At 63.0% G+C, this 26,252-nt stretch carries 21 protein-coding genes and 1 pseudogene; 12 read left to right on the top strand and 10 right to left on the bottom strand.

Features of this window, described 5'->3' with window-relative positions; translation table 11 throughout:
• The first annotated feature begins 23 nt into the window (after window positions 1-23).
• Both C501_RS14605 and C501_RS14600 read left to right on the top strand, forming a co-directional pair.
• Entirely contained in the window at window positions 24-788 is a 765-nt protein-coding gene (locus C501_RS14605; protein ID WP_211206354.1) for a GntT/GntP/DsdX family permease, read from the top strand.
• Complete coding sequence (locus C501_RS14600) at window positions 785-1,453, top strand: GntT/GntP/DsdX family permease (protein WP_211206353.1); 669 nt, start codon at window positions 785-787, stop codon at window positions 1,451-1,453. The genes C501_RS14605 and C501_RS14600 overlap by 4 nt, the downstream gene beginning before the upstream one ends.
• Here the strand turns inward: C501_RS14600 and C501_RS0106565 are convergent.
• Window positions 1,446-2,828 (bottom strand): MFS transporter, encoded by a 1,383-nt coding sequence (locus C501_RS0106565; protein ID WP_018134833.1) that lies wholly within the window; start codon window positions 2,826-2,828, stop codon window positions 1,446-1,448. The genes C501_RS14600 and C501_RS0106565 overlap by 8 nt on opposite strands.
• Window positions 2,829-2,987: 159 nt before the next feature.
• Between C501_RS0106565 and C501_RS0106560 the strand changes: the two genes are divergently transcribed.
• Together C501_RS0106560 and C501_RS13560 are read left to right on the top strand one after the other, a co-directional pair.
• Window positions 2,988-4,214, top strand: coding sequence for an NADP-dependent isocitrate dehydrogenase (locus tag C501_RS0106560; RefSeq protein ID WP_018134832.1), 1,227 nt, complete (start codon window positions 2,988-2,990; stop codon window positions 4,212-4,214).
• 284 nt (window positions 4,215-4,498) lie between these two features.
• Complete coding sequence (locus C501_RS13560; RefSeq protein ID WP_018134831.1) at window positions 4,499-4,984, top strand: DoxX family protein; 486 nt, start codon at window positions 4,499-4,501, stop codon at window positions 4,982-4,984.
• 30 nt (window positions 4,985-5,014) lie between these two features.
• Here the strand turns inward: C501_RS13560 and C501_RS0106550 are convergent, their stop codons facing one another.
• Entirely contained in the window at window positions 5,015-6,130 is a 1,116-nt protein-coding gene (locus C501_RS0106550) for a Gfo/Idh/MocA family protein (RefSeq protein ID WP_018134830.1), read from the bottom strand.
• A 56-nt stretch (window positions 6,131-6,186) separates the two neighbouring features.
• Between C501_RS0106550 and C501_RS0106545 the strand changes: the two genes are divergently transcribed.
• Window positions 6,187-7,416 carry an AI-2E family transporter gene (locus C501_RS0106545; RefSeq protein WP_018134829.1) on the top strand — a complete coding sequence of 410 codons (1,230 nt, stop codon included), beginning with the start codon at window positions 6,187-6,189 and terminating at the stop codon, window positions 7,414-7,416.
• Between the two features lie 126 nt (window positions 7,417-7,542).
• Here C501_RS0106545 and C501_RS0106540 read toward each other — a convergent pair whose 3' ends face one another.
• From C501_RS0106540 to C501_RS0106505, 8 genes are all read right to left on the bottom strand, one after another.
• Window positions 7,543-8,637 (bottom strand): substrate-binding domain-containing protein, encoded by a 1,095-nt coding sequence (locus C501_RS0106540; RefSeq protein WP_156807666.1) that lies wholly within the window; start codon window positions 8,635-8,637, stop codon window positions 7,543-7,545.
• 94 nt (window positions 8,638-8,731) lie between these two features.
• Entirely contained in the window at window positions 8,732-9,967 is a 1,236-nt protein-coding gene (gene mmsB, locus C501_RS0106535) for a multiple monosaccharide ABC transporter permease (RefSeq protein WP_018134827.1), read from the bottom strand.
• 53 nt (window positions 9,968-10,020) lie between these two features.
• Window positions 10,021-11,604, bottom strand: coding sequence for a multiple monosaccharide ABC transporter ATP-binding protein (gene mmsA / locus C501_RS0106530; protein ID WP_051064488.1), 1,584 nt, complete (start codon window positions 11,602-11,604; stop codon window positions 10,021-10,023).
• Between the two features lie 182 nt (window positions 11,605-11,786).
• Window positions 11,787-13,004 carry an ROK family transcriptional regulator gene (locus C501_RS0106525; RefSeq protein ID WP_018134825.1) on the bottom strand — a complete coding sequence of 406 codons (1,218 nt, stop codon included), beginning with the start codon at window positions 13,002-13,004 and terminating at the stop codon, window positions 11,787-11,789.
• 97 nt (window positions 13,005-13,101) lie between these two features.
• Entirely contained in the window at window positions 13,102-13,623 is a 522-nt protein-coding gene (locus tag C501_RS0106520) for a gamma carbonic anhydrase family protein (RefSeq protein ID WP_018134824.1), read from the bottom strand.
• Window positions 13,624-13,729: 106 nt separating this feature from the next.
• The gene (locus C501_RS0106515) at window positions 13,730-15,022 is read right to left on the bottom strand and encodes a DUF7927 domain-containing protein (RefSeq protein ID WP_018134823.1); all 1,293 of its coding nucleotides are present in this window, start codon (window positions 15,020-15,022) and stop codon (window positions 13,730-13,732) included.
• Between the two features lie 781 nt (window positions 15,023-15,803).
• On the bottom strand, window positions 15,804-16,691 hold the full coding sequence (gene purU, locus C501_RS0106510) for a formyltetrahydrofolate deformylase (protein WP_018134822.1): 888 nt from the start codon (window positions 16,689-16,691) through the stop codon (window positions 15,804-15,806).
• 5 nt (window positions 16,692-16,696) lie between these two features.
• Window positions 16,697-17,800, bottom strand: coding sequence for an FAD-dependent oxidoreductase (locus tag C501_RS0106505; protein WP_043568448.1), 1,104 nt, complete (start codon window positions 17,798-17,800; stop codon window positions 16,697-16,699).
• A gap of 142 nt (window positions 17,801-17,942) precedes the next feature.
• On the opposite strand from C501_RS0106505, the gene glyA reads away from it, so the two are divergent.
• The 7 genes and pseudogenes from glyA (at window position 17,943) to C501_RS0106470 (ending at window position 26,243) form a co-directional block, all read left to right on the top strand.
• The gene (gene glyA, locus C501_RS0106500; RefSeq protein ID WP_026174687.1) at window positions 17,943-19,247 is read left to right on the top strand and encodes a serine hydroxymethyltransferase; all 1,305 of its coding nucleotides are present in this window, start codon (window positions 17,943-17,945) and stop codon (window positions 19,245-19,247) included.
• Between the two features lie 25 nt (window positions 19,248-19,272).
• Complete coding sequence (locus C501_RS0106495) at window positions 19,273-20,154, top strand: bifunctional methylenetetrahydrofolate dehydrogenase/methenyltetrahydrofolate cyclohydrolase (protein ID WP_018134819.1); 882 nt, start codon at window positions 19,273-19,275, stop codon at window positions 20,152-20,154.
• Window positions 20,155-20,291: 137 nt separating this feature from the next.
• Window positions 20,292-20,924, top strand: coding sequence for a TetR family transcriptional regulator (locus C501_RS0106490; protein WP_018134818.1), 633 nt, complete (start codon window positions 20,292-20,294; stop codon window positions 20,922-20,924).
• Window positions 20,925-20,979: 55 nt separating this feature from the next.
• Entirely contained in the window at window positions 20,980-23,523 is a 2,544-nt protein-coding gene (locus C501_RS0106485; protein WP_018134817.1) for an MMPL family transporter, read from the top strand.
• Between the two features lie 75 nt (window positions 23,524-23,598).
• Window positions 23,599-24,542, top strand: a pseudogene (locus C501_RS12715) (ABC transporter ATP-binding protein).
• A 22-nt stretch (window positions 24,543-24,564) separates the two neighbouring features.
• Complete coding sequence (locus tag C501_RS0106475; protein WP_018134816.1) at window positions 24,565-25,380, top strand: ABC transporter permease; 816 nt, start codon at window positions 24,565-24,567, stop codon at window positions 25,378-25,380.
• The gene (locus C501_RS0106470) at window positions 25,377-26,243 is read left to right on the top strand and encodes an ABC transporter permease (RefSeq protein ID WP_018134815.1); all 867 of its coding nucleotides are present in this window, start codon (window positions 25,377-25,379) and stop codon (window positions 26,241-26,243) included. Before C501_RS0106475 ends, C501_RS0106470 begins: the two co-directional genes overlap by 4 nt.
• The last annotated feature ends 9 nt before the right edge of the window (window positions 26,244-26,252 follow it).

Below are 26,252 nucleotides of genomic sequence, written 5' to 3'. Positions count from 1 at the left end.
CCGCTTCGGTCAAAGGAGACTGCATGGAGCCGATCTATCTCATCTCGGTAGGTGTTGCCGGAGTACTGCTGCTGCTCCTGGCCGTCATCAAATTCAAGATCCCGGCGTTCATCGCGCTACTGCTATCCAGCCTGCTGGTGGCGCTCGCGGCTGGCATCCCGATTCAGGACATCGTGACCACGGTGCAGGCGGGGATGGGCGGAACTCTCGGCAGCGTCGCACTGCTGGTCGGCCTGGGAGCCATGCTGGGGCGGATCATCGAGGTCTCCGGTGGCGCGGAATCGCTCGCCACCCGTTTCACCTCGATCCTCGGCCCCCGACGGATCGTCGCGGCGCTGACCGCGGCGGCCTTCCTGCTCGCGATACCGGTGTTCTTCGACGTCGGGTTCATCATCCTGGTGCCGATCATCTACGGTTTCGCGAAGATCATCGGGGCCAATCCGGTCAAGGTCGGCCTGCCGATCGCCGGGATCATGCTGACCCTACACGTCGTGGTCCCTCCGCACCCGGGAGTGGTGGGTGCCGCCGGAGTACTCGGTGCCGATGTCGGTTGGGTGACGCTGCTGGCCTTCGCGGTCTGCCTGCCCTTGGGGTTCGTCGCCTACTACGTGGCGCACTGGATCAACCGCCGCGATTTCGTGATGCTGCCATCCACGCACAAGGAGTTCCTGGCCTTCGGCAGCCGAAATGACAGGGCAGCGGGCGTAGCAACCCAGGAAGAATCCGCGCAGTCCGGCTCCGGCCACCTGACCGAGCAGCAGACCCAGGCTCCGCCGGCCCCGGCATGATCGCAGCACTCATCGTGCTTCCGATCCTGATCATCCTGTTCGGCACCGTAGGCGCCGTGGTGATTCCGGAAGGCACGCCGTTGCGCAATGCCCTCACTTTCCTCGGCTCCCCTCTCGTGGCGCTTCTGCTGACTTTGGCGCTGGCCTATTACTTCCTGGGGGTTCGCCGCGGATGGAGCAGTGCGCGCACCGGCGAGATCCTCGAATCAGCGCTGGCACCGACCGCGATCGTGATCCTGGTGACCGGCGCCGGCGGGGTTTTCGGCAAGGTCCTGACCGAGTCGGGGGTCGGCAAAGTACTTTCCGACTCGCTCGCAGCTGCGGGTCTACCCGTGATTGTGAGCGGCTTCCTGCTGGCGGCGGTGCTCCGGATTTCCCAGGGCTCTGCAACGGTGGCCATCATCACCAGCGCCGGACTGTTGAGTACCGCGGTGGCCGATGGCGGGTTCAGCCCGGTTCAGATCGCCCTGATCACTATCGCGGTGGGCTTCGGCGCCCTGGGCTTCTCTCATGTCAATGACTCCGGATTCTGGATCGTCACGCGATACCTCGGCCTGTCCGTAGCGGACGGCTTGAAGTCGTGGACGGTGCTGACGACGGTGCTCGGGCTGCTCGGCTTCTTGCTCACTCTGTTGCTGTGGCTAGTGTTCGCCGGAGTCAGTTGAGCTGCCGGCCGCGGGTCTCCGGTGCGAAACGGAGCATCCAGAGCACGGCGAACAGCACCAGTACGCCGCTGAGCAGGAACGAGACCGGAAGCCCCAGAAGAGGCCACAAAACAGAGGCGAAGAACAGCGGGCCAAGCCCGGCGCCCACGCGGGAGACGGTCGAAGCCCAGCCGAAGCCGGTGGCGCGCAATTCAGTGGGATAGAGCTCTGCGAGATAGGTGTAGAGCGCCGGGATAGCGGCCTGTACCACCAGGCCGAAGCCCAGCAGCCAGAGCACGGCCAGCATCGGCGTGCCCAGGGACCAGGCCGTGACCGCGAGCAGCGCAGCGGCCAGAGGGCCGGTCACGGCGATGATGGCCTTCCGCCCGGTGCGTTCTATCAGCAGTGCGGAGATGAGCACACCGACTAAGCCGACAGCTGCCATCGCGCCGTTGGCAAAAAGCGCGGTCTGGCTGCCCAGCCCCGCTTCCATGAGGATGCTGGGCATCCAGTTCAGCGCCAGGTAGTACACCAGCAGGATGCTGAAGGACAGCAACCAGCTGGTGGCGGTGATACGCCAGTTGAAGGCCCAGAGCGCCCGCAGCTGGCCTGCGATATTAAGGGGAGCCGGGCTGCTGTGGGTCCCCGGCCCCGGGGCTTCTGGGACTCCCGGGGCTTCTGGGGCTAGTGTGTAAGGCCGCACCGGAGCTCCAGTCTGCTGGACCAAGCGGTCGATGATCCGCCGGGCCTGTTCGGGCTGCCCACGTCGGATCAAGTACAACGGCGATTCTGGCACCCCCAGCCGTACCCAGAAGACCAGAAGCGCCGGCAAGACCATGGCCAGCAGGATCAGCCGCCACTCGCCGGTCATCGCGAGCACGGCCCCGGAAGCAAAGAACCCCGCCGCGGCCCCCAGCGGCCACCAGCCATCCAGGGCGGCCAGCACGGTGCCGCGTTGTTTCTTGGGCGTGAACTCGCACACCAGAGCGTAATCCACCGGGATGCAACCACCCAGGCCGAATCCGGCGATGAACCGGAAAAGGCAGAACCAGAGGAAATCTGGGGCCAGCGCACCAGCGATGGTGAAGATCGAGAAGATCAGCAGGGTCGCGCTGAAGGCGGTCTTCCGCCCGATCCGGTCCGCGATACCGCCCCAGGCGAAGGCGCCCACCGCCATGCCGATCAGATTCGAGGTGGCCAACAGGGCCGCTGTCGGGCGGTCCAGGGACCACTCGGCTGCGACCAGGGGGATCAGTACCCCGTTGAGCGCCACATCCCAGGCGTCGAACATGAACCCCAGGCCGCCGATCAGGAAGATCCGGCCTTGGGCACGCCAGCGCCAGGGCAGGCTCTGCAGAATCTGAGCGCCGTCCAGAGCGGGTTCCCGTGATGGCATACCTGAACTCACGGACTAACTGTAGACGGATTGTCGGAAGGAGAAGCGCAGATTTAGAAGGCTTCCGCTCGCGTGGCAGAATAGTTGCTGAAGATTTCTGCGCAAAACCAGGCCTAAGAACTAGGTCTCAAGCCATGCCGAGGAGGGCGCGTGCCTGAAATGTCCAAGATCAAGGTTCTGAACCCGGTTGTCGAACTGGACGGCGATGAGATGACCAGGATCATCTGGCAGTTCATCAAGGACCGCCTCATCCACCCGTACCTGGACGTCGATCTGAAGTATTACGATCTGTCCATCCAGAACCGTGATGCCACCGATGACCAGGTCACCGTGGACGCCGCGAACGCGATCAAAGAGCATCATGTCGGCGTCAAATGCGCCACGATCACTCCGGATGAGGCCCGCGTCGAGGAATTCGGCCTCAAGAAAATGTGGCTCTCCCCGAACGGGACCATCCGCAACATCCTGGGCGGCGTGATCTTCCGCGAGCCCATCGTGATCTCGAATATCCCGCGTCTGGTACCGGGCTGGAACAAGCCGATCATCATCGGCCGTCACGCCTTCGGCGATCAGTACCGCTCCACCAACTTCAAGGTGCCCGGCCCCGGCAAGATCACCATGACCTTCGAGCCGGAGGACGGTGGCGAGCCGATGAAGTTCGATGTCGTTTCCATGCCGGAAGAAGGCGGCGTGGCCATGGGTATGTACAACTTCAACGACTCCATCCGGGATTTCGCCCGAGCCTCCTTCGCTTACAGCCTACAGCGTGGATACCCGGTGTACCTCTCCACCAAGAACACCATCCTGAAGTCCTACGACGGTCAGTTCAAGGACATCTTCCAGGAGGTCTACGACAACGAGTTCAAGGCTCAGTTCGAGGCCGCGGGCATTACCTACGAGCACCGGCTGATCGACGATATGGTGGCCTCCGCGATGAAGTGGGAAGGCGGCTACGTCTGGGCCTGCAAGAACTACGACGGTGATGTGCAGTCGGATACCGTCGCGCAGGGCTTCGGCTCGCTGGGGCTCATGACCTCCGTACTGATGACCCCGGATGGCAAGACGGTTGAGGCCGAGGCCGCGCACGGCACGGTCACCCGTCATTACCGGCAGCACCAGCAGGGCAAGCCGACCTCGACGAATCCGATCGCTTCGATCTTCGCCTGGACCCGAGGTCTGATGCACCGCGGCAAGCTGGATAACACTCCCGAGGTGGTGAACTTCGCGGAGACGCTTGAGGACGTCGTCATCAAGACGGTGGAATCCGGCAAGATGACCAAGGATCTCGCCTTGCTGATCAGCCCGGAGCAGCCGTGGCTGACCACTGAGGAGTTCCTGGCGGCACTCGATGAGAATCTCAGCGCCAGGCTATCGGAAGCAGCCTGAGCCCAGGTACTGAGCACACCAGAAGGAGCGGGTCCGCGGACCCGCTCCTTCTTTGTATGCCCGGATCACCGTCGCTTATTCCCAGATTCCCTATAGCAGAAAGATTTTCACTCTGTTTCCTGCATAGTGACTGCTTCTGCACTGAGAATCCGGGGCGGAGGCACTTCTGGATACTGCGACTCAACGTCATCTCGCGAGATGTGCGCTGGAATGATGCCCAGAAATCTGACACAGTTCGCTAGAACCGCAGTCCCTCAGAATACATTCACGAAAGGTGCCAGACGATGTCTGCTTCTTCTCTTTCTTATCTGCCCCGAACCGCCGGGGTGGGAGTCATGGTCCTGCGACTGCTCGTCGGTGCGACGCTTCTGTTGTACGGAATCCAGAAACTGGTCAACGGCCCCCAGCAGTTTGTCGACTACGTGGATACCCTGAATATCCCTGCTCCGCCGATGTCGGGCTGGCTCATCATCGCTGGTGAGCTGGGACTCGGGCTGGCCCTCCTCCTCGGGATTTTCACCAGGATCGCTGCGGGCCTCGCCGTCCTGATGTTCTTCTCGATCTGGCTGGCGACTTTTGCCGGGCAGCCCCTGTTCACCGAGGCAGCGGGGATCACTGGAGAGAAGCCGATATTCTACGGAATCACCGCGCTGGCCCTCGTCCTGCTGGGCGGGGGAGCAGGTGCCGTCGAAGGCCTCTGGCGCCGTAACCGGCGCAGTGATCAGGTGCCGACCGGCCGTCGCGCGGCCAATGCGGAGTTCGACGCCTGAATCCTTCAGGCTTTTTCACCTCACGTGCCCTCATGACCCCTGGCGGTCATGGGGGTACGTTATTCCCAGCTGAGTTCTGATCCGATCGAAGAATCGCATAGTGTCCAGGGAATCCTGCCAGGGCATCACCTGACTCTCCAGCAGGCCCTGTTGAATGCATAAGGTGACCTCCCGGAACTCGTAGCTGTAACCGGAGCCGATGAGCTCGAACTCTTCCAGTCGGTCCACTTCCCAGCCATCGCCCTGCCAACCGCTGTGTATGCGCAGAGCCAGCGGGTTGTTCATCCGCGGGCCCACCGTCTCGATGATCCCTGAGGTACCGCAGACCGTTGCGGTGCGGGAGCACTGAGACTGCAGCGAACTCATCAGCTGGGCGATGGCCCCGCCCGGATACCCCAAGGTCAGGGCGTTCTGGGCATCCACTCGGTAGCCTTCCGGATCAGGGGCGGTCAGTGTGCCCTGCGCCTGAACACTCTCCGGAGCGCCGAGCGCACCCCAGGCCCAGAGCAGCGGGTAGACGCTCAGATCCAGCAGCGCACCGCCCCCGCTGTGCGCTGCCCAGAGCCGGGACTCCGGGTCGTCGGGAGCAGGGAAGCCGAGATCCGCCTTGACCCAGCGAATGTCACCGATAGCGCCCTCGGCGATCAGCTCGAACGCCCTTTGCATACCGGGAACGAAGCGGGACCAGACCGCTTCCATCAGGAACCGTCCTTCAGCCCTGGCCAGGTCGATGAGCGCTTCCGTCTCGGCGGCATTGATGGTCAGGGCTTTTTCGCAGAGCACATGCTTACCGGAGCGCAAGGCCGCTGCGGCGATCTCATAGTGCTGACCGTGCGGGGCGCCGATATAGACGATATCCACGGCAGGGTCTTCCACTAACTGCTGATAGCCGGCGATCTGGCCGTCGTCGGCGTACCACCGCTCGAAGCCGAAGGTGCGCGCGAACGTCTCTGCATGCTGCTCGGATCTCGAGGAGACCGCGTAGGGGATGGCGTCTGCGAGCAGCAGGAGGTCCGGGAGCACGGCGTGGGCGATCTTCCCCGTGGAGACCACTCCCCAGCGCAGCGGCTTGCCGGTGGCGGTGCTGGGGTCCGGAAGGCCATCCGATGTGTACCAACCGGGGCGGAGGATATGACGACTATGCACTTCTCTATTCTGCCCCTTGGCGCTGCCTGCTGACGGGCCCATGCGAAGATAAGGGCATGGCCAGCAGCGGAAAGCCCGATGATATTCCCTATGCGCTCCGGATAGGAGCCGAATGGGCCTGGCGGCTCGGGGCGCTCCTGATCGTCGGAGGCGCCTTGTTGTGGCTGCTGAGCTTCGTGACGCTACTGGTCATTCCGATCATGGTCGCCGCCCTGCTCGCCGGTCTGCTGCTGCCGGTGGTGAATTGGCTGAGCCGGCACCGAGTACCGCGCGGGGCCGCCGTGGCGATCACTGAGCTGGGCTTGATCGTGGTAGTCGCCGGTGCTCTGGCTCTGGTCGGCCGGCAGCTCTACACTGGTTTCCAGGATCTCTGGGATGAAGCCCTGCGCGGGGTGCAGACCGTGCAGCAGTGGCTTTCGGATGGTCCGCTGAGGCTGACCACGGAACAGGTCGAGGACTATCTGCGGCAGGCCACTGAGGCTCTTGAGCAGAACAGCAGCAGCATCCTCACCGGCGCTCTCTCCTTCGGCAGCAGTGCCGGAAATTTCGGCACTGGCTTCGTGCTGAGCCTTTTCATCCTGATCTTCTTCCTCTACGAAGGCGAGCGGATCTGGAAGTTCCTGGTAGGGCTCATGCCCCGCAGGGCCCGGCGAGCTACCGACGGTACCGGACGCCGGGGCTGGTCGTCACTGGTCAACTACGTCCGGGTGCAGGTCTTCGTGGCCCTCGTCGATGCCGTGGGCATCGGCGTCGGTGCTGCCATTATTGGGGTGCCCCTCGCCCTGCCCCTGGGCGTGCTGGTTTTTCTCGGTTCCTTCATCCCGATCGTCGGCGCCCTGTTCACCGGCGCCATCGCGGTGCTCCTGGCCTTGGTGGCCAACGGGCCCATCAATGCGCTCGTGATGCTGGCCATCGTGCTGGTGGTGCAGCAGCTGGAGTCCAATGTGCTGCAGCCGTTGATCATGGGCAAGGCCGTTTCGCTCCACCCGGTGGCCGTGATCCTCGCGGTGACCGCGGGTACCTTGCTGGCCGGTATTCCGGGCGCGCTTTTCTCCGTCCCGCTATTGGCCGTGACGAACTCCTCGATCCGCTATATCGCCTCCAGAAGCTGGGAAACCGACCCGGCGGTGCGTTCCGATGCCGAGTACTCTGCTGCCGGGCCGCCAGATGAACAGCCGGATGAACAGAGCGACGATGATGGCGAGGCTGCGGCGGACGGCTCCGAAGCGGAAAAATCTGAAGAAGAAAACGACAACGAAAATACAGCAGGGTCGTCTATGCAGTGATTGCGCAGCGATTTCTCAGTGATTGCTCTGAGGAGCTCTGATTCTGCAGCGACGACGAAGGCCGGAGGGGCGCACGCCCCTCCGGCCTTCAACATAGAACCTTCTATCCGGTGACTCCGGTCAGATTTACTTGGTGAGTGCCTCCAGTGCCGGGTTATTCGCATAAGCCTCGGCGGCGTTCTCCTTGGTGACGATCACCGGCTCCAGGAACTTCGTCGGCACCTGCTTAGTGCCGTTGTCCTGTTCGCTCGTGGTCTGCGGGGTATTGCCCTGCTGCAGGTCTTTGACCATGGCGATCGCCGCGTTCACCAGATCCCTGGTGTCCTTGTTGATCGTGGAGTACTGCTCCCCGGCCATGATCGATTTCACCGATTCGACCTCGGAGTCCTGTCCGGTGACCAACGGAATCGGCTTGCCCGCAGCTTTCACCGAGGTGAGCACGGCCCGCGCCAGAGTGTCATTGGGGGAGAGTACACCGTCCAGCTCAGTTCCCGTGTAGAAACCGGCGAGCAGCGTGTCCATGCGCTTCTGCGCGTTCTCGGCCTTCCAGCCCTGGGTCGCCGCGGCGGACTGATCCATCTGCCCGGAGGCCACCTTGACAGTGCCATCGTCGATCTTCGGCTGCAGGACGCTCATCGCGCCGTCGAAGAAGGGCTTCGAGTTCGCATCGTCATTCGAGCCCGCGAACAGCTCGATGTTGTACGGGCCGGAGGACTTCTTCGAGCTCATGCCGTCCAGCAGCGCCTGGCCCTGGAGCTGGCCGACCTTGTAGTTGTCATAGGCCAGGTAGTAATCGATAGCCGAGGTGTTCTTCAGGATCCGGTCGTAGGCGATCACTGTCACGCCGGCGTCCTTGGCTTGCTGGAGCTGGGTGTCCAGCTGGGATCCGTCGACAGCACCGACGATCAGCACCTTGGCGCCGTTGGAGATCATGGAGGTGATCTGGTTCTGCTGCTCGGTCACACCGGCATTGGCGAACTGCACCTCCGGTTTGAAATCGGCGTTCTTCAGACCGTCGTTGAAGAGGGACTCCGCGAGCACCCAGTTCTCCGAGGTCTTCTGCGGCAGGGCTACGCCGATAGTGGCACCGGCGTCGAAGCCGGATGCGGTATCGCCGGAGCCTTCTGAGGCGGTGCCGGCTCGGCCGCAGCCGCTCAGCGCCAGCGCTGAGACTACCGCTACCGCGGCCACAGTGGTCATTGTCTTCGTGATTCTCACCATGATGACTGTGCTTTCTTCTAGGGGGTTTCTTGGCTTCTAGGGGACTTCTTGGCTTCTAGGGGACTTCTTGGGTAAAGGTGAAACAGGTAAGGGGTCAGTTATTGGCCTGTAGGCCGGTTTTCTCTTTGCGCTCGAAATTGCGCATCAGCAGGCCGATGATGGAGCGCCGGCCCTGGCTCTTGTTGTAGACATCGATCGCTACGGCGAGGAGCAGCACGAGGCCCTTGATCACCGAGGTCATATCCGCCCCGACGCTGAGCAGCTGCAGCCCGTTGTTGAGCACCGCCATGACGAGGCCGCCGATCACCGAACCGATCACGGTGCCCACACCGCCGGAGACCGCCGCGCCACCGATGAACACCGCGGCGATCGCGTCCAGCTCCCAGCCGGTGCCATCGAAGGGGCCGGAGGCCGTGGAGCGTCCGATGAAGACGATCGCGGCCACCGATGCCAGCAGGGACATATTCATCATCACCAGAAAGTTCACTTTGCGGCTGCTGACGCCGGAGAGCTCCGCGGCATGCTTGTTGCCGCCCACGGCGTAGACATGGCGGCCGATCACGGTCTTGGAGGAGATGAAGCCGTAGATCAGCACCAGCAGGCCCAGGATGATCCCGGGGATCGGGAAGGAAGTGCCGGGGCGTCCGGTGGCGAAGAGGTAGGTGGCGTAGGCGATAACACCGCTGATCAGAACCGCCCGGGTGATCACGGCCCAGAGCGGGGCGAGGCTGGCACCGAGCTGGCGCGAGTTGCGGCGGCGGATTTCACCGTAGGTCACTGCGGCGATGCCCAGTATGCCGAGGAGCAGAGTGAGATTGTTGAATCCGGTATCCGGCCCGATTTCCGGCAGGTACCCCGCACCGAGGAACTTGATCTCCTCTGGCACCGGGACCGTGGCGTTCTTGCCGACCAACTGGTTCAGGCCGCGGAAGAGCAGCATTCCGGCGAGGGTCACGATGAACGCCGGAATACCGATAATGGCCACCCAGAATCCTTGCCAGGAGCCCACGATCGCGCCGACGGCCAGGCCCAAGAGCACCCCGGCCCACCAGGGAATGCCCCAGTCCCGGATAGCGATGGCCACGACGATGCCGACGAAGGCCGCGACGGAGCCGACGGAGAGGTCGATGTGCCCGGCGATGATCACCAGGACCATACCGATGGCCAGGATCAGCACATACGAGTTTCCGCTGATCAGGTTCTGCATATTGAAGGGGGTGAAGACCTTCCCTCCGGAGGCGATTTGGAAGAACAGCATGAGAGCGATGAGCGCGAAGACCATGCCGAATTGGCGAAGATTATCGCCGAAGATGTGTTTGAGCTGATTCATCGGGTTTCCTGATACGTGCGGTGGGCGAGAGAGTTGGTGGTGGGGTAGTGCTGTTAGGCGGAGCGCTCAGCGGGACGGTTCGAGGTCATCAGGCGCATTAGATTCTCCTGATCCGCCTCGCCGCGTTCCAGCACCCCGGTGATAGAGCCTTCGAAGATGGTGTAGATCCGGTCGGAGAGCCCCAGCAGCTCGGGCAGTTCCGAGGAGATCACGATGACCCCTTTGCCCTGCGCCGCGAGCTGCTGGATGATGCCGTAAATCTCGTACTTGGCACCTACGTCGATACCGCGCGTGGGCTCGTCGAGGATCAGCAGATCAGGATCGGTGAACATCCATTTGGCGAGCACCACTTTCTGCTGATTGCCGCCGGAGAGCTTGGCTACGCTTTCATCGACGCTGGGCGTCTTGGTCCGTAGCTGCTGCCGGTATTCCTCGGCGATGCGGTATTCCTCATCGTCATCGACCACCAGGCCGTGCACGATCTTCTTCAGTGCCGCGGCCACCGTGGTCGTCTTGATGTCATCGAGGAGGTTCAGGCCCAGGCTCTTGCGGTCTTCGGTGACGTAACCCAGGCCGTGCTTGATCGCCTCTGCCACGGTGTGCAACCGGACCTCTTCGCCGTCTTTGACGATGCGGCCGGAAAGGTAGGTGCCGTAGGAGCGGCCGAAGAGGGAGCGGGCCAGTTCGGTGCGGCCGGCGCCCATGAGCCCGGCGAAGCCGACGATTTCCCCACGGCGCACCGTGAAGGAGCTGTTCTTGCAGACCAACCGGTCCGGGATCTGCGGGTGGGCGACGGTCCAGTCATCGACTTCGAAGAACACCTCGCCGATCTCCGGGGTGCGGTCCGGGAACCGGGATTCCAGGGTGCGCCCGACCATACCCCGGATGATCCGGTCCTCATCGACATCGCCGCTGCTGACGTCCAGGGTCTCGATGGTCTTGCCGTCTCGGATGATGGTGATGGAGTCCGCGATCTGTTCGATCTCATTGAGCTTATGCGAAATGATGATGGAGGCGATGCCCTTGGCCTTGAGGCCGCGGATCAGGTCCAGCAGGTGCTGGGAGTCCGATTCGTTGAGAGCCGCGGTGGGCTCGTCGAGGATCAGCAGCTTGACCGATTTGCTGAGGGCCTTGGCGATCTCCACGAGTTGCTGCTTGCCCACGCCGATCTCTTTGATGGGCGTGGCCGGATCACCGCTCAGCCCGACTCTCGCCAGCAGTTCTGCGGTGCGCCGGTGGGCTTCGGCCCAGTCGATGACCCCGAACCGGGTGGGCTCATTGCCCAGGAAGATGTTCTCGGTGATGGACAGCTCTGGGATGAGCGCCAGCTCCTGATGAATGATGACGATGCCGGCGGCCTCGGATGCCCGGATGTCCTTGAACTGGCAGATGCCGCCCTGGTAGATGATCTCCCCGCGGTAGCTCCCGTACGGGTAGACCCCGGAGAGTACTTTCATGAGCGTGGATTTCCCGGCCCCGTTCTCCCCGCAGATCGCGTGGATCTCTGCGGCGCGGACGGTGAGCGTGACCTCGGAGAGCGCTTTGACGCCTGGGAATTCCTTGGTGATGGAGCGCATCTCGAGCACTACGGGAGCCTGGGAGTATGTGCTGCTGGCCAGCGCGGTGTCCTCAATCATCGAACGCACCTCTCGTGGGACTTCGTCGTTACCCAATCATTAGTCTGAGGAAAGTAAACAGGTTTCAGGTCATGCCGTCAAGTATTGAACACATTATTGAGCGTTCGTTTCTGCTGCTCTTCTGATTTTCCGCAGGTTCCTGCAGCTTTTCGCACCGAATATTGCAGGGCGGCGCGCTGAATTCAGCTGCGGCGTGCGGGTGCGCTCTGACCCAGGCCGTGCTGCTGGAGCACCAAGGCGGCCGCGCCGAGGGCTTCGGCCCGGTTGCCCAGAGAGGAGGCGAGGAGCTGTGTGGTCTCGCCGACGGTGGGCACTGAATGGCGGATCAAGCTGCGCCGGATCGGCTCCATCAAGGTTTCGCCGAGTTCGGCCAGCGGGCCGCCCACTACGAAGACCTGGGGGTTTAGCAGATTGGCCACGGTGGCCATCGCCTGGCCTATGGCAAGGCCTGCATCATCGATAACGCGCAGGGTCGCGGCATCTCGGCGGGCGGCCAAGCGCAGGATCTCCTCGATGCTCACGGTGGCGCCCATAGCTCTGGAGAGCAGTTCGATCATGACCGCGGTGGAGGCCACGGTCTCCAGGCAGCCACGATTTCCACAGCGGCAGACCTGCCCGTGCTCCACGATGGTGGCGTGCCCGATCTCCCCGGTGACCCCGATGTTCCCGTAGTACGGTGAACCGCCGAGGATCAGCCCCGCGCCGATGCCGGTGCCGATCTTCACGAACGCCAGATCGCTCACATCGCTGTGCGGGCCCCAGGTCACCTGGGCCAGGGCGCCCAGATTGGCGTCATTGTCCACCTGGACTGGCAGCTGCAGATTCTGTTCGAAGAGCTCCAGGATGTTGATGCCCACCCATTCCGGCAGGATCGCACCCTGCACTACCGTGCCGCTGCGCCGGTCGATCGGCCCAGGGATGCCGATGCCGGCGCCGAGGGCGGCTTGGCGGCTCAGGCCCTGCTCTTCGAGTAATCCGTCCATCAGCGCGGCGGCTGCATTGACGCCGTCAATCGCGCAGTGACCGAGGGGCAGCAGCTTCGAGCGCTCTGCGACCACCCGGTAATCCATGCTGGCGAGCACCACGCGTACATGACTCCGGCCGATATCGATGCCCACCGCCACGGTGCCGTCGGAGTTGAGCCGGACCGATGTTGCCCGGCGCCCGGAGCTGGTTGTCGGCTCGGTGGAGACAAGGCCGGAATCGCTCATGATCCGCACCAGGTTCGAGACTGTGGCATTGGACAAGCCGGTGCGCCGGGAAAGCTCGGCCTGCGTGAGCGGCCCGGAGTTGAGCAGGGCCGCGATGATGCGCTGCCGGTTCCGCTCCCGGAGCGCAGTCTGCGATCCAGGGCTACTGAGCGCGCCTGGCGCTGCGGCTACGGGAGTGTCGGCGGACATATCAGTAAGAGTGCACTAGCTGAATATTTGCCGTCAAGAATTGAAAGTAATGATTCGAGATGAATATCGTCACTGCCCTGGCCTCCTGATGGTTCTTTCAGCGCTCTTGATGCCCTCGGTGCTGCGCGCTGAGTTCGCGGTAGCGCATCGCGTTTTGTCGAATTCCGTCCAACTCTGATTCGCTGATCTGCCTGCGCACTTTGGCGGGCACCCCGGCGACCAGGGATCTCGGCGGGATCTCGGTGCCCTCGAGAACCACCGCCCCAGCGGCGATCAGCGAACCGGTGCCGATGATGGCCCCGTTCATCACGGTCGCACTCATGCCGATCAGGCAGTCATCGGCGATCGAGCAGCCATGGACGATCGCCCCGTGCCCGATGCTCACCCCGTTGCCGATCCGCGCGGGGAATCCGGGATCGGCGTGGATGACGACGTTGTCCTGCACATTGCTGCCTTCGCCGATAGAGATCTGGCTGCTGTCGCCGCGCACTACGGCACCGTAAAAGATGCCACAGCCAGCGCCTACTGTGACCTGGCCAATAACGCTCGCGGATGGCGCGAGGAAGACATCGTCGGCGAGCTGCGGGCAAGCGTCTGCGAATTCATGGAGCGGAGCCATCCGTCTAGCCTATCCTACGGACTTATCGGTCCTACGACCGAGGGGTGGGCGAAATCTGTTTCGCCCGCCCCTCGGTTGCTGCTCAATCAGCTGATGCTGACGCGGTTCAGCCGTTGATCGCTTTGCCCACGCGGGTCTCGATGCATCTGCTGCTGAGCTCGGCCGTGCATCGTGGTGGAACCGCGGTGCCGTCCTGCAGCACGAAGTTGACGACGAGGTCGTTGCCGCGCTGGCCCTCAGGTTTCACGGTGACGGCATAGCGGACCGTGACGGTCTGCCCGGGCTGCAGGGTTCCCCTGATGGTGAAGCGGCCGGAGGAGTCCACTTGGCTCGCCGCGAGTGCAGAATCGCTGCTGACCGGGCGAGCTGCGAGCGTCGTGTCATCGAGTGCGTCGGACATGTCGTCGAACTCATTGACACTTCCCGCGGAACCGCCGGTGTTGGTGTAACGCAGCGTGTAGTCGATACGCATTCCGGTACCCACGATGCTTCCGGCCGGAATCGAGGATTCTTTCACGACGTCGATCTTCGCTGGCTCCGGCCCGGGGCCGGGGGATGAGGCGAGGTCCTCCAGTAGGTAGGAGCCCTTCACGCTGGGTCGCATCATCTTCGTGAAGTAGGAGGCTGTGCCGGAGGAGTTGATCCTATAGATGTTCCCGTTGCTTTGGCCGGTGTACCAATTGCCGTTGTTCCAGGCGAGCCCGTAATAGCGCTTCGCGAGCTTCGGCAAACCCTTGACCTCGGTCACCCGGGAAACCGGGACCACAGCGTTCTCGGAGAAGTTCTCCACATCGAACTTGTAGAGGTATGTGCTGAACCAGTAGGAGACCAGGGCGTAGAGATTTCCCTGATCATCGAAGGTGTAGTCCGGGGCGACCTTTCCTTTCCAGCTGTTCCAGACCCGGTCGCTGCTGGGAGCCCGGAGGTTTCCGCTGATCTCCGTGCGCTTGGTCACCGGGTTGTACCGGCTGATCTGAGTCTTGCCGGTGGTGAGCAGGTTCGTTCCCTGCCAGTACATGCCATCCGCGCTGACCGCACCGCCGCCCCATGCGCGCGAGACTTGGCGGGCATCACCGGTGTTCTCGATGTAATTGCTCTGATCTTTTACGCGGAAGACAGAGGTTTTATCGGAGCCGCGGTAGGCGCTGCTGTAGAAAGCCAACTTACCCGGAGTCGAGACATCGGGCCCCACGCCGAGATTGGTGGCCCAGGTGCGGTTGGGCTGCCTGCTGGCGACGACCTCTTGCTGCGCTCCTGTGCGCAGGTCGATTTTGATGATGCTGCCGCCCGATGCGCCGTAAAGCGCATTGCCGTCGATGTTGACGGTCTTGGCGAGAGGATACCTCTCGCCGGTGCTGGCTTGTTCTGGTGCGGCCTGTTCTGGTGCCGCCTGGGCCACCAGGCCGCCTTGCGCAAGTAAAGAAGTGGTGAGTATGCCCGCGCCTAGGAACGATAATTTCGAGAATGCTCTCAACTTTAATTCCCCCAATTTAATGTTTTGAAGCATGGGAAGGAAGTTTTTTGTGGCACATCGATAATTTCAGACATGATTGAAGAAGCCATGATGGAGACGGTGAAGCGTTTTTCAGCAGGTGCTTCACTCACCGGGCATGGACCATACCCGCATGGTCTGCTCTAAGCAGTCTGGATAAATTCTGGAAACGGTGCATCAAAACCTTGCTGACGAGGAGTGCCCCACCGGAAGGTTTTATGCGCAGCGTTTCAGAGGCACGACATATCGGCCGTTTCCGATGCTCGGTCACCTCGGTGCATGCCCGATATTTTTCGGATATGCAGAGCATTCCAAGGCTCTGACTGATGTGTTGACTGAGAGTAAATTCTCTCAACGCGCCCCGGATAAAGTTTCCAGAAGAACTTTATCGATGCCCCCTATTTTCCCCAATGATTCTTCAGTTCCCCAACTATTTCAATATCAGTATGTCCCTCCCTGGATCTGCATGCACCCCATGCGCGCAGACCTTTTAATAACCTGACGGGCGAAACCTTTACTGTGATTTCCATAAGCTGCACCATAAGTGTAGCTGTTTATTTATACCAATGCTCTCCAGCTACGGTCAAAACGATTGAGTATGTTTTTATGAAAATCATCCCTGGTTTGTAAGGGGATTGCCCCGGCCGGGCTGCTCCGAAATGGCCTAGCAGGCAGAGCTGATCAATTTTCAGTCGAAGACAACGGTGCGGTTGCCGTCCAGCAGTACCCGGTGCTCGGCATGCCAGCGCACCGCCTGGGCCAGGGTGCTGGCTTCCACCGCGCGACCCCGAGCGGCAAGCCGGGGCGGGGTCATGGCGTGACCCACCCGGACGACTTCCTGCTCGATGATCGGGCCCTCGTCCAGATCCGGGGTGACGTAATGCGCGGTGGCTCCGATCAGCTTGACGCCCCGGGAATACGCCTGCGCGTAGGGGCGCGCGCCTTTGAACGAGGGCAGGAAAGAATGGTGAATATTGATCGCCTGTCCGTTCAGGCGCTGGCACAGATCGTCCGAAAGGACCTGCATATACCGCGCCAGCACCACGAGCTGAACATTGTGCTCCGCGACGAGCCGCAGAAGGGCCGCTTCGGCATCGGGTTTGCCCTGCGGGGTCACCGGAAGGTGGTGGAAAGGGACTCGATAGAACTCAGCGAGGCCCGCCAGATCAGGATGATTGGAGACGATCGCAGGGATCTGCACCGGCAGCTGCCCGCTTTGCTGCTGGAAGAGCAGTTCGTTGAGGCAGTGCGCCTCCCGGGACGCCATGACCAGAATGCGCAAAGGCTGATCCTTGCGGTGCAGCTGCCAGTCCATATCGAAGGATTCCGCCACTGTGCCGAGCGCCTCTCGCAGCCGAGCCTCCGGGGCGCTGACGCTCGCCTTGACCCGCATGAAAAACCGGCTCGGCGCATCGCCCGCTTCTGACCCAGTCGGCGATCCGTCCATCGGCCGGCCGTATTGCTGGGATTCCAGGATGTTGCCGCCGCAGTCGGCGAGAGCCCCGCTGACGGCGTGAACGATACCTGCCTGGTCCGGGCAGGAGAGCGTCAGGATGTAATCCACAGCGGTGTTCATGAGTCTTAGCGTACGGGCAGATCGTCGTGCACCGGGGCTCTGAGCCGCTGCAAAGTCAAAAGAGCCGCAGAGCGCCCCGCCCGGGTGGCTCCCAGCGTCGACGCCGAAGCACCATAGCCAACCAGCAGAAGGCGAGGCTCCTTGGCCACCCCGACGCCTGCGCTATCGGTCCGAATTCCGCCACCTGGCTCACGCAGCCGCAAAGGAGCCAGATGATCCAGGGTGGCCCGGAACCCGGTGGCCCACAGCACTGCATCGACCGTTTCTCGGCTGCCGTCCGCGAACACCGCCTCCTGCCGCTCCAAACGATCCAGCAGCCCCCGGGAGATCAGCGTTCCCTGATCGATGCCGCGCTGATACTCCGGTGTCAAAGGCAGCCCGGTGGCTCCGACCACGCTGATCGGTGGCAATCCTGCACTGGTGCGGGCATTGACCTTCCGCTCCACATCCCGGCCCCACTCCACGAAGTCGGTCCGCGGTGTGAAATGCGGCTCCCGCCTGGTCGACGAGACAGTCTGCGCCCCGGCATCGTGCAGTTGCAGCAAGAACTGCGCGGCTGAGGTGCCGCCCCCGACTACTAGCACCCGCTGGCCGGTGAATTCAGCTGCGGAACGGAAGTCATGGGTGTGCAGCTGCCTTCCGATGAACCCCGGGGCTCCCGGGTAGTAGGGCCAGTACGGCTTGTCCCAGGTCCCGGTGGCATTGATTACGAGTGATGCCGCGAAGCTCTCGGTTCCAGCGCGAACGGTCAGCGGGCTGTGTGCGCCCGGAGTTTCAGCGGACACGGAGAGCACCCGGTCCGGACGCTGAACCTGTAGATCGTATTCGGCTTCGAAAGCGGCGTAGTACTCCGCGACCACTTCGGAGGCGGGGCGTTTGCTTCCCGGCCCTTCAGGGAAAACAGTGCTCAGAGGGAAGCTCGGCAGATCATGAATACCGTGGGCTGCACCCAGCGTCAGCGACGGCCAGCGATGCCGCCAAGCCCCACCGGGGCCCGAGTTGCTGTCGAGCACGAGGAAATCCTCCGCGGGCCGCAGGCCTTTGCGCTGGAGGTGATACGCCGCGGAGAGCCCTGCTTGGCCCGCGCCGATCACGATCACCTGGTACATATCCACCGAAACGATGACTGGCTGGAACCTATTCCAGCCAGAGAACTCGGCACGGAGCTGGGTATCTGCGTATTTAGCTGGTGACTTACGGCTCTGAGCGGATAACCTGACCATGAGAATCCACCCGACCCAGGAGCTGCCGATGTCATCCGTCTCTTCTGCCTCTTCCACCCACAAACTGCTTACTAACCAGCCGCTGGCCGAATTCGATCCGGAAATAGCTCAGGTTCTCGATGATGAGCTGGGCCGCCAGCGGGCAACCCTGGAAATGATCGCCTCGGAGAACTTCGCTCCGCGTTCGGTGCTCGAGGCGCAGGGTTCGGTGCTGACCAATAAATACGCGGAAGGATACCCGGGGCGCCGCTATTACGGCGGCTGCGAATACGTCGATGTCGCCGAGAATCTCGCTATCGACCGGGTCAAGGCGCTTTTCGGCGCTGGCTACGCCAATGTGCAGCCGCACTCCGGGGCGCAGGCCAACGCCGCCGCGCTCGCCGCGATGATCCAGCCCGGTGACAAGATCCTGGGTCTCTCCCTGGCCCATGGCGGGCACCTGACTCACGGTATGAAACTCAATTTCTCCGGAAAGCTCTACGAAGTCGCCGCCTACCAGGTGGAACCGGAGACTTTCCGGATCGATATGGATAAGCTCCGGGAGCAGGCGAAAGCCGAGCGCCCGCAGGTGATCATCGCCGGCTGGTCGGCGTATCCGCGGCAACTGGACTTCGGTGCCTTCCGCGCGATCGCCGATGAAGTCGGTGCTCTGCTCTGGACAGATATGGCGCATTTCGCCGGCCTCGTCGCAGCAGGTCTGCACCCTAATCCGGTGCCGCATTCGGATATCGTCACCTCCACCGTGCATAAGACGCTCGCCGGGCCGCGATCCGGGCTGATTCTGGCCGCCGATGCGGACCGCTGGGCCAAGAAGCTCAACTCCAATGTGTTCCCCGGCCAGCAGGGCGGCCCGCTGATGCACGTGATCGCGGCCAAAGCGGTGGCTTTCAAAGCTGCGGCGAGCGAAGAATTCCGGGAGCGGCAGGATCGCGTGATCTCCGGGGCCCGGATTCTGGCTGAGCGACTGAATCAGCCCGATGTCGCTGCTGCCGGAGTCTCCGTGCTGACCGGGGGCACTGATGTGCACCTGGTTCTGGTGGATCTGCGGAATTCGGAGTTGGACGGCCAGCAGGCCGAAGATCTGCTGCATGAGGTTGGGATCACCGTGAACCGCAATGCCGTGCCTTTCGATCCACGCCCGCCGATGGTGACCTCCGGTTTGCGGATCGGCACCCCTGCGCTGGCTACGCGCGGCTTCGGCGATGAGCAGTTCACCGAAGTGGCCGAGATCATCGCCGAGGCGCTGCGTGAAGGCCGCGCCGCGGATATCGAGAGCCTGCGGGGTCGGGTCAGCAAACTGGCCGCTGATTTTCCGCTGTATCCCGGCCTGTAACGGCCATTTCAAGGAGCTATGAGATATGCCGGCCAAGATCCTCGATGGAAGAAAAATTGCAGCTGAGGTTAAGTCCGAGCTGACCGAGCAGATAGCCGAGCTGGCGCAGCGGGGGGTGACTCCGGGCTTGGCCACGGTGCTGGTGGGGCAGGATGCACCGAGCCAGGCCTATGTGCGGATGAAGCATCGTGACGCCCAGGAGCTCGGCCTGGTCTCGGCGGAGCGGGAGCTTCCGGAGCAGACCACGCAGCAGGAGCTGGAGGCGGTGATCGATGAGCTCAACGCGGACTCTGCGGTGCACGCGATCCTGGTCCAGCTGCCGCTGCCTGCGCATCTGGATGAGCAGCAGGTGCTGTTGCGGATTGCGCCGGCCAAGGACGCCGACGGTCTGCACCCGGTGAATCTGGGGCTCCTGGCGCTCAATGTCAATGGCCCAATCGAGACTCCGCTGCCGTGCACTCCCGTGGGTGCCATCGAGCTGTTGCTGCGTCATGACATCGAGTTGGCCGGAAAGCACGTGGTGGTCGTCGGCCGCGGGGTCACCGTGGGTCGGGCACTGGGTCTGCTGCTGACCCGCCGGGCGTTGAACGCCACGGTGACGCTGACCCACACCGGCACCGTGGATCTCCCCGGCCATCTGGCGCAGGCCGATATCGTGATCGCCGCCGCCGGGGTGGCGCATATGATCAGGCCCGAGCAGATCAAACCGGGTGCGGCTGTGCTCGATGTCGGGGTTTCCCGGGAGCGGGATGAGGCCACGGGCAAACCCCGGCTGCTCGGGGATGTGGACCCTGCGGTAGCCGAGGTTGCGGGTTGGGTCTCGCCGAATCCCGGCGGCGTCGGGCCGATGACCAGGGCGCTGCTCATGCGCAATGTGGTTCAGGCGGCGCAGCGTTCCCTCGCCTGAGCCGCACCGTTTTTGATGCCTTCCGTGACTTTTGATGGTCGCAGACCGGTATCAAAAGTCACGGAAGGCATCAAAAACTGGAAGGCCGCATCGAGAATAGTTGCACTTAGTGCAAAGTTGCACTTAGTGTAGACATTATGATTCAGGAAGGAGCAGAACTTAGCCGGCGCGAGCTGAACAAAGCCTCGACCCGCCAGGCTATCGCGCAGGCCGCCCTGGATCTGCTCCGGGAACACGGCTTGGGCAGCTTCACGGTGGACCAGGTGGCGCAGGCAGCAGGGATCTCGCGCCGGACGTTTTTCAACTACTTCCCCTCGACCGAAGCGGCGATCGCTTCTTTGAATGAGGACTTCCTGGACCAGGTGATCGACAAGTTCCGGCAGCGCCCGGCTGACGAAGCACCGCTGGAATCGGCTAAACAGGCCCTGATCGCGCTAGCGGACCCGATGTACCTCTCCACGATTGCAGAGGTCTATGAGCTAGCCGGCTGGCACCGGGTTCTGGAGCGCTACGAGCTCGAAGTCTGGGCCAACTGCACCGAGAAGATCATCGCAGCCGCGCAGGAGCGCATCGCCCCCGATCAGGATCCTCTCTACACCAGAGCCCTGGTCGCCAGCGTGATGGCCTGCGGAAAAGCTGCGATGGAGATCTGGGCTGCCCGAAATGGCCAGCGCATCGATGCTGCTGCGCTCGCCGAGTTACGGGAACTGCTGATCCGTGCTATCGACTACTTAGGTCATGGGTTCCAGGAGAGCCCGGCCTCGCCCTGACCCCTTTCAACCGTCGTCAGCCCCACTGAAGACCTGAACCTGAAAGAAGAAGACCATGGCTTTTGTGCTCTACCGGCTCGGTAAATTCGCGGCCACCTACCGCTGGGCGGTCATCGCCGCATGGCTGATCATCCTACTGGCCGTTGGGGCCTCAGCCGCGGCATTCCGGGGGCAGCTGACGAATAATTTCCAGATTCCGGGAACCGAGACCCAGCAGATGCTCGATAAGCTCGAAGCCGAGCTACCGCAGGCCGCAGGCGGCAGCGGCGGGGTGGTGTTCGAATCCCCGGACGGTTTCACCCAAGCCCAGCGCGACGCCGTCGCACAGGCCCTCACCGAGCTCGAAGCCAAGGACTACGTGCAGAGCACCGTGGACCCCTTCCAGCAACAGCAGCAGCTGGATAACGGGCCGGCTCAGCTCGCCGACGGCCGTCAGCAGCTGGCCGCGGGCGAGACTCAACTCGAGCAGACCCGCGCTCAGCTCGATACCGCCAAGGTTCAGCTCGATGCGGCTCAGGGGCAAGTGAGTCAAGCCCAAGACGCCGGCGTCCCGGTGCCGGACGCGCAGCTGGCCCAGCTCTCCGCGCAACAGGCTCAGTACGATGCAGGGGAGGCCCGTTGGGCGGCTGCTCAGGCGCAGTTGAACGCTCAGCGCCTGGAGCTGGATACCGCCGCGCAGCAGCTTCGGCTCAGTGATGGCCTGCGTTTCGTCTCGGAGAACAACACCGTGGCCCTGGCCCGGATCCAGTTCACCCAGCCCCTGTTCAACCTCGATTCCTCGGTGCGCCAGGAAGTTCAGGACATGCTCAGCCAGGCGGTCTCCGAAGCCGGGGGTGGGCTGAACGTCTTCTTCTCCCGAGAGATCACCGAGGACGTCTCCCAGATCTTCGGCGTCGCGGAGATCATCGGCATCGTCATCGCGGCGGTAGTCCTGCTGGTGATGTTGGGCACGCTGGTCGCCGCCGGGCTGCCGCTGCTCATGGCCGTGATCGGTGTCGCGGTGGGCATCGGTGGGACGCTGGCGCTCAGCGGCTTGATCGAGATGAATTCGGTAACCCCCGCTCTGGGGCTCATGATCGGCCTCGCCGTGGGCATCGACTATTCGCTGTTCATCATCAACAGACACCGCCAACAGCTGCTCGCCGGGATGCCTGTGCGCGAATCCATCGCCACGGCAACGGGAACCAGCGGAAACGCCGTGCTCTTCGCCGGGCTCACCGTGGTCATTGCCTTGGCGGCACTGACGCTCTCCGGGCTGCCCTTCCTGATGATCATGGGTCTTTCCGCGGCCGCCACCGTCCTGATCGCGGTGCTCATCGCGCTGACGCTCACCCCGGCGATGCTCAGCCTCATTGGCCGCAGGCTGATCTCGCGCCGCGCCTGGCGGCGAGCCGAAGCCCATCCGGGCGAGCAGGCAGAGCAGGTCGAAGCGAAGACCCACCGCCCGCAGGGCTCAGGCTGGGGCGGCCTGGTGACCCGGCATCCGGTGATCACGCTGCTGGCCGGTGTCGCGGTGCTCGGGCTGGTCGCGCTTCCCGCGACTCAGCTGCGTCTTGCACTGCCGGACGGCAGTTCTGAGCCGGTGGGGTCGAGTTCTTATGAGGCCTTCCGGCTGACCGAGGAGAACTTCGGCGCGGGCGCGAACGGCCCCATCGTCGTCGTCGGCCAGCTCCCTTCCGGCCTCAGTCAGGAAGAAGCGCAGAGCAAGCAGTTCGATGTTGCAGATGACTTGGGTGCGGTTCCCGGAGTCGTCGCGGCGGTGCCGGTAGCGCTGAGCCAGGATCAGCAGGTGGCCGCGTTCCAGGTGATTCCGGAGGAGGGGCCGGCTAGCGCGGAGACGGTTCAGGTGATCAAGAATCTCCGTGCCCAGAACAGCGCGATCGAAGCGGAGACCGGGGTGAGCATAGGGCTCACCGGGCAGACCGCGGCCAATGTGGATGTCTCCGCCAAACTCGGGGAAGCGCTTCCGTTGTATCTGACCGTGGTTATCGGCTTGTCCCTGGTGCTGCTGCTCATGGTATTCCGCTCGATCCTGGTGCCGCTGCTGGCCACCGGCGGCTTCCTGCTCTCCCTCGCGGCGAGTTTCGGCGCCGTTGTCGCGGTGTATCAGTGGGGCTGGCTCGGCGAGATTTTCGGGGTGGCGAACCCCGGTGCGGTGCTCTCGCTGCTGCCGATCATTCTCATCGGGGTGCTCTTCGGGCTGGCGATGGACTACCAGGTCTTCATCGTCTCCGGCATGCGGGAGGCCTTCGTACACGGCGAGGATGCTCGGCAGGCTGTGCGCACTGGATTCAGCCATGCCGCCACCGTGGTGGTGGCCGCGGCGATCATCATGGTGAGCGTCTTCGCCGGCTTCATCTTCTCGCATCTGACGATGGTCCGGCCGCTCGGTTTCGCCCTCGCCCTGGGCGTTTTGATCGACGCCTTCGTGGTCCGAATGACTCTGATTCCGGCTGCGATGCGGCTTCTGGGCCGGTCGGCGTGGTGGCTGCCGTGCTGGCTGGATCGGATCCTGCCGGATGTCGATGTGGAAGGGGCCAAGGTGGCGCAGCTCGCCTCGGAAACGACGAAGGGCCAGGCAACAGCAGAGCAGCGGTGAGGTCAGCGGAAGAGATATCAAGTAGTAGATAAGGTTTGACTTATCTCTACGTGCCGTTGCGATTAGGCTGGGCGGGTGCCCTTTTCACAGAAATCCTCCGCTCCGGTGATCTCTGCCCGGAATCTCCGCAAGAGCTATGGGGATTTCACCGCTGTCGACGACATCAGCTTCGAGGTGGCACCGGGGGAGGCCTTCGGGCTGCTGGGCCCTAACGGCGCCGGTAAGTCCACTACGATGCGGATGATCGGCGGGGTCTCCCAGCGCAGCGCCGGCGAGCTGAGCATCATGGGCCTGGATCCGGATCAGCATGGCCCCAGGTACGGGCTCATCTGGGGGTGGTGCCGCAGCAGGACAATCTGGATGAGGAACTGAAAGTCCGGGATAACCTCATCGTCTACGGGCGGTATTTCGGGTTGCCGATGAGCTACTTGAAGCCCAAGGCCGCTGAGCTGCTGGAGTTCGCCCAGCTCAGCGAGAGAGCAAAAGCGAAAGTCGATGACCTCTCCGGTGGCATGAAGCGCCGGTTGACCATCGCCCGGGCGCTGGTGAACGAGCCCCGTATACTGCTGCTCGATGAGCCCACCACGGGGCTGGACCCGCAGGCCCGGCACATTCTCTGGGACCGGCTCTTCCGGCTCAAGGAAGCCGGCACTACGCTGATCCTGACCACGCACTATATGGATGAGGCCGAGCAGCTCTGTGATCGACTCGTCGTCGTCGACCAGGGCCGGATCATGGCGGAGGGCTCTCCGGCTGCCCTGATCCGAGAGTATTCCACCAGGGAAGTGGCGGAATTGCGCTTCGGTTCCACGCAGAACGCCGGGGCTGCTGAGCAGTTGGCCGATATCGGCGAACGTCTTGAGATTCTGCCGGACCGGGTTCTGGTCTATGCCCAGAGCGGTGAAGCAGTGCTCGAGGAAGCCGCCCGGCGCGGGCTGCATCCGCTGACCTCGCTGATCCGGCGATCCTCTTTGGAGGACGTCTTCCTGCGCCTCACCGGGAGGAGTCTCATTGACTGAGCCGCAGGCAACCCGGCCGGCTATGCCGATCGATCCGGAAGAATCAGCCCGGCGGGCAGAACACCGGGGTAGCTGGTATTTTGCCGAGCAGGTGCTCCGTCAGCAGCGCAATTGGCTGGGCTCGATCATTGCGTACTCCATCGGATCTCCGCTGGCCTATTTGCTGGCCATGGGCATGGGGTTGGCGACGCTGATCGACAGCGGCGCCGAGAACCAGTTCGCCGGGGTGAACTATCAGACTTTCATCGCCCCTGCCCTCGTGGCCTCCAGTGCGATCATGTCTGCTGCCGGGGAGTTCATGTTCCCCGTGCTCGGCGGATTCAAATGGCGCAGGCTCTACTACGGGCCGCAGGCCTCACCGCTGGTACCGGGGCAGATTGCGCAAGGGCATATCATCGCCACGTTCTTGCGGGTGCTGCTGCCGACGGTGTTCTACTACCTGATCGTGGTGCTCTTCGGTGCCGCGCCGAGCCCTTGGGGCTGGTCCTCCGTGCTCACCGCGGTTCTGGCGGCCCTGGCCTTCGGCCTTCCGCTGATGGCTTGGTCTGCGACGTTGAAAACAGATGCCGGCCAGTTCGCGCTGATCGGCCGGTTCGTCATCACCCCGATGTTCCTGTTCTCCGGGACGTTCTTCCCGCTCAGCCAGCTGCCCTGGGGTCTGCAGTGGATCGGCTGGATCTCTCCGCTCTGGCACGCCACCGAGCTAGGCCGCTGGCTCAGCTTCGGTTACCCGATACCGGGCTGGCTCATCGTCGTGCATCTGGCCTATCTGGTGGTGCTGGCAGGTGCCGGATGGGCCCTGGCCCAGCGGATGTACACGCGGAGGCTGTCCGCATGAGCCGGTTAGAACTCGCCCCGGAGCCATCGGGCCAAGAAGTCACCTCCCGCGCCGCCGAACGGATCGCCCGGCGGCGCGGCCCACTGGCCGGGCTGTATTCCGGTAACGCCAGGTCCATCGTGGCCCGCGGCTTACTGGCGACCAGGAGCACTCGATGGGCGATCGTGGTCGCCGGCTTCCTGGAGCCTGTGCTGTATCTGCTCTCGCTGGGTGTGGGGTTGGGCGCATTGGTCGGCACTGTGATCGGGCCGGGCGGCCAGGAGATGAGCTACGCGGCATTCATCGCACCCGCGCTGCTGGCTACGTCGGCGATGAACGGCGCAGTCTACGACTCCACCTGGAACGTCTTCTTCCGAATGCGGATCTCCAAGCTGTACCGGGGTATCCTCAACACCTCGCTGGGCCCGCTGGACGTGGCGTTGGGAGATATCTTCCTGGCCCTGCTCCGCGGGACGATCTATGCCAGCGGCTTCACCGCGGTGATGGCGATGCTGGGCCTGATCACTTCGCCGTGGGCTGTGATGATGATCCCGGCCTCGGCGCTGATCGCCTTCGGTTTCGCCAGCTTCGGGATGGCCCTGACCAGTTTCATCAAGAGCTTCCAGGGTCTGGAATGGATCAGCTTCATCACCTTGCTGCTCTTCTTGTTCTCCGGGACGTTCTTCCCGCTTTCGGTGTACCCCGAGCCGGTGCAGTGGATCATTCAAGCGCTGCCGCTATGGCAGGGCGTGGAACTGCTGCGGCAACTCGGTGCGGGAGCGATCGGCTGGGGTCTGCTGGTGCATATCGGGTATTACCTGGTGATGATCGTCGCGGGCCTTATTCTCACCACTGCCCGGCTGCGCAAGCTCTTCCTCAGCTGAGGCACGCAG

The organism is Acaricomes phytoseiuli DSM 14247 (assembly GCF_000376245.1).
Classification (GTDB): Bacteria; Actinomycetota; Actinomycetes; order Actinomycetales; family Micrococcaceae; genus Renibacterium; species Renibacterium phytoseiuli.
This window is presented reverse-complemented; position numbering and strand designations above follow the sequence as displayed.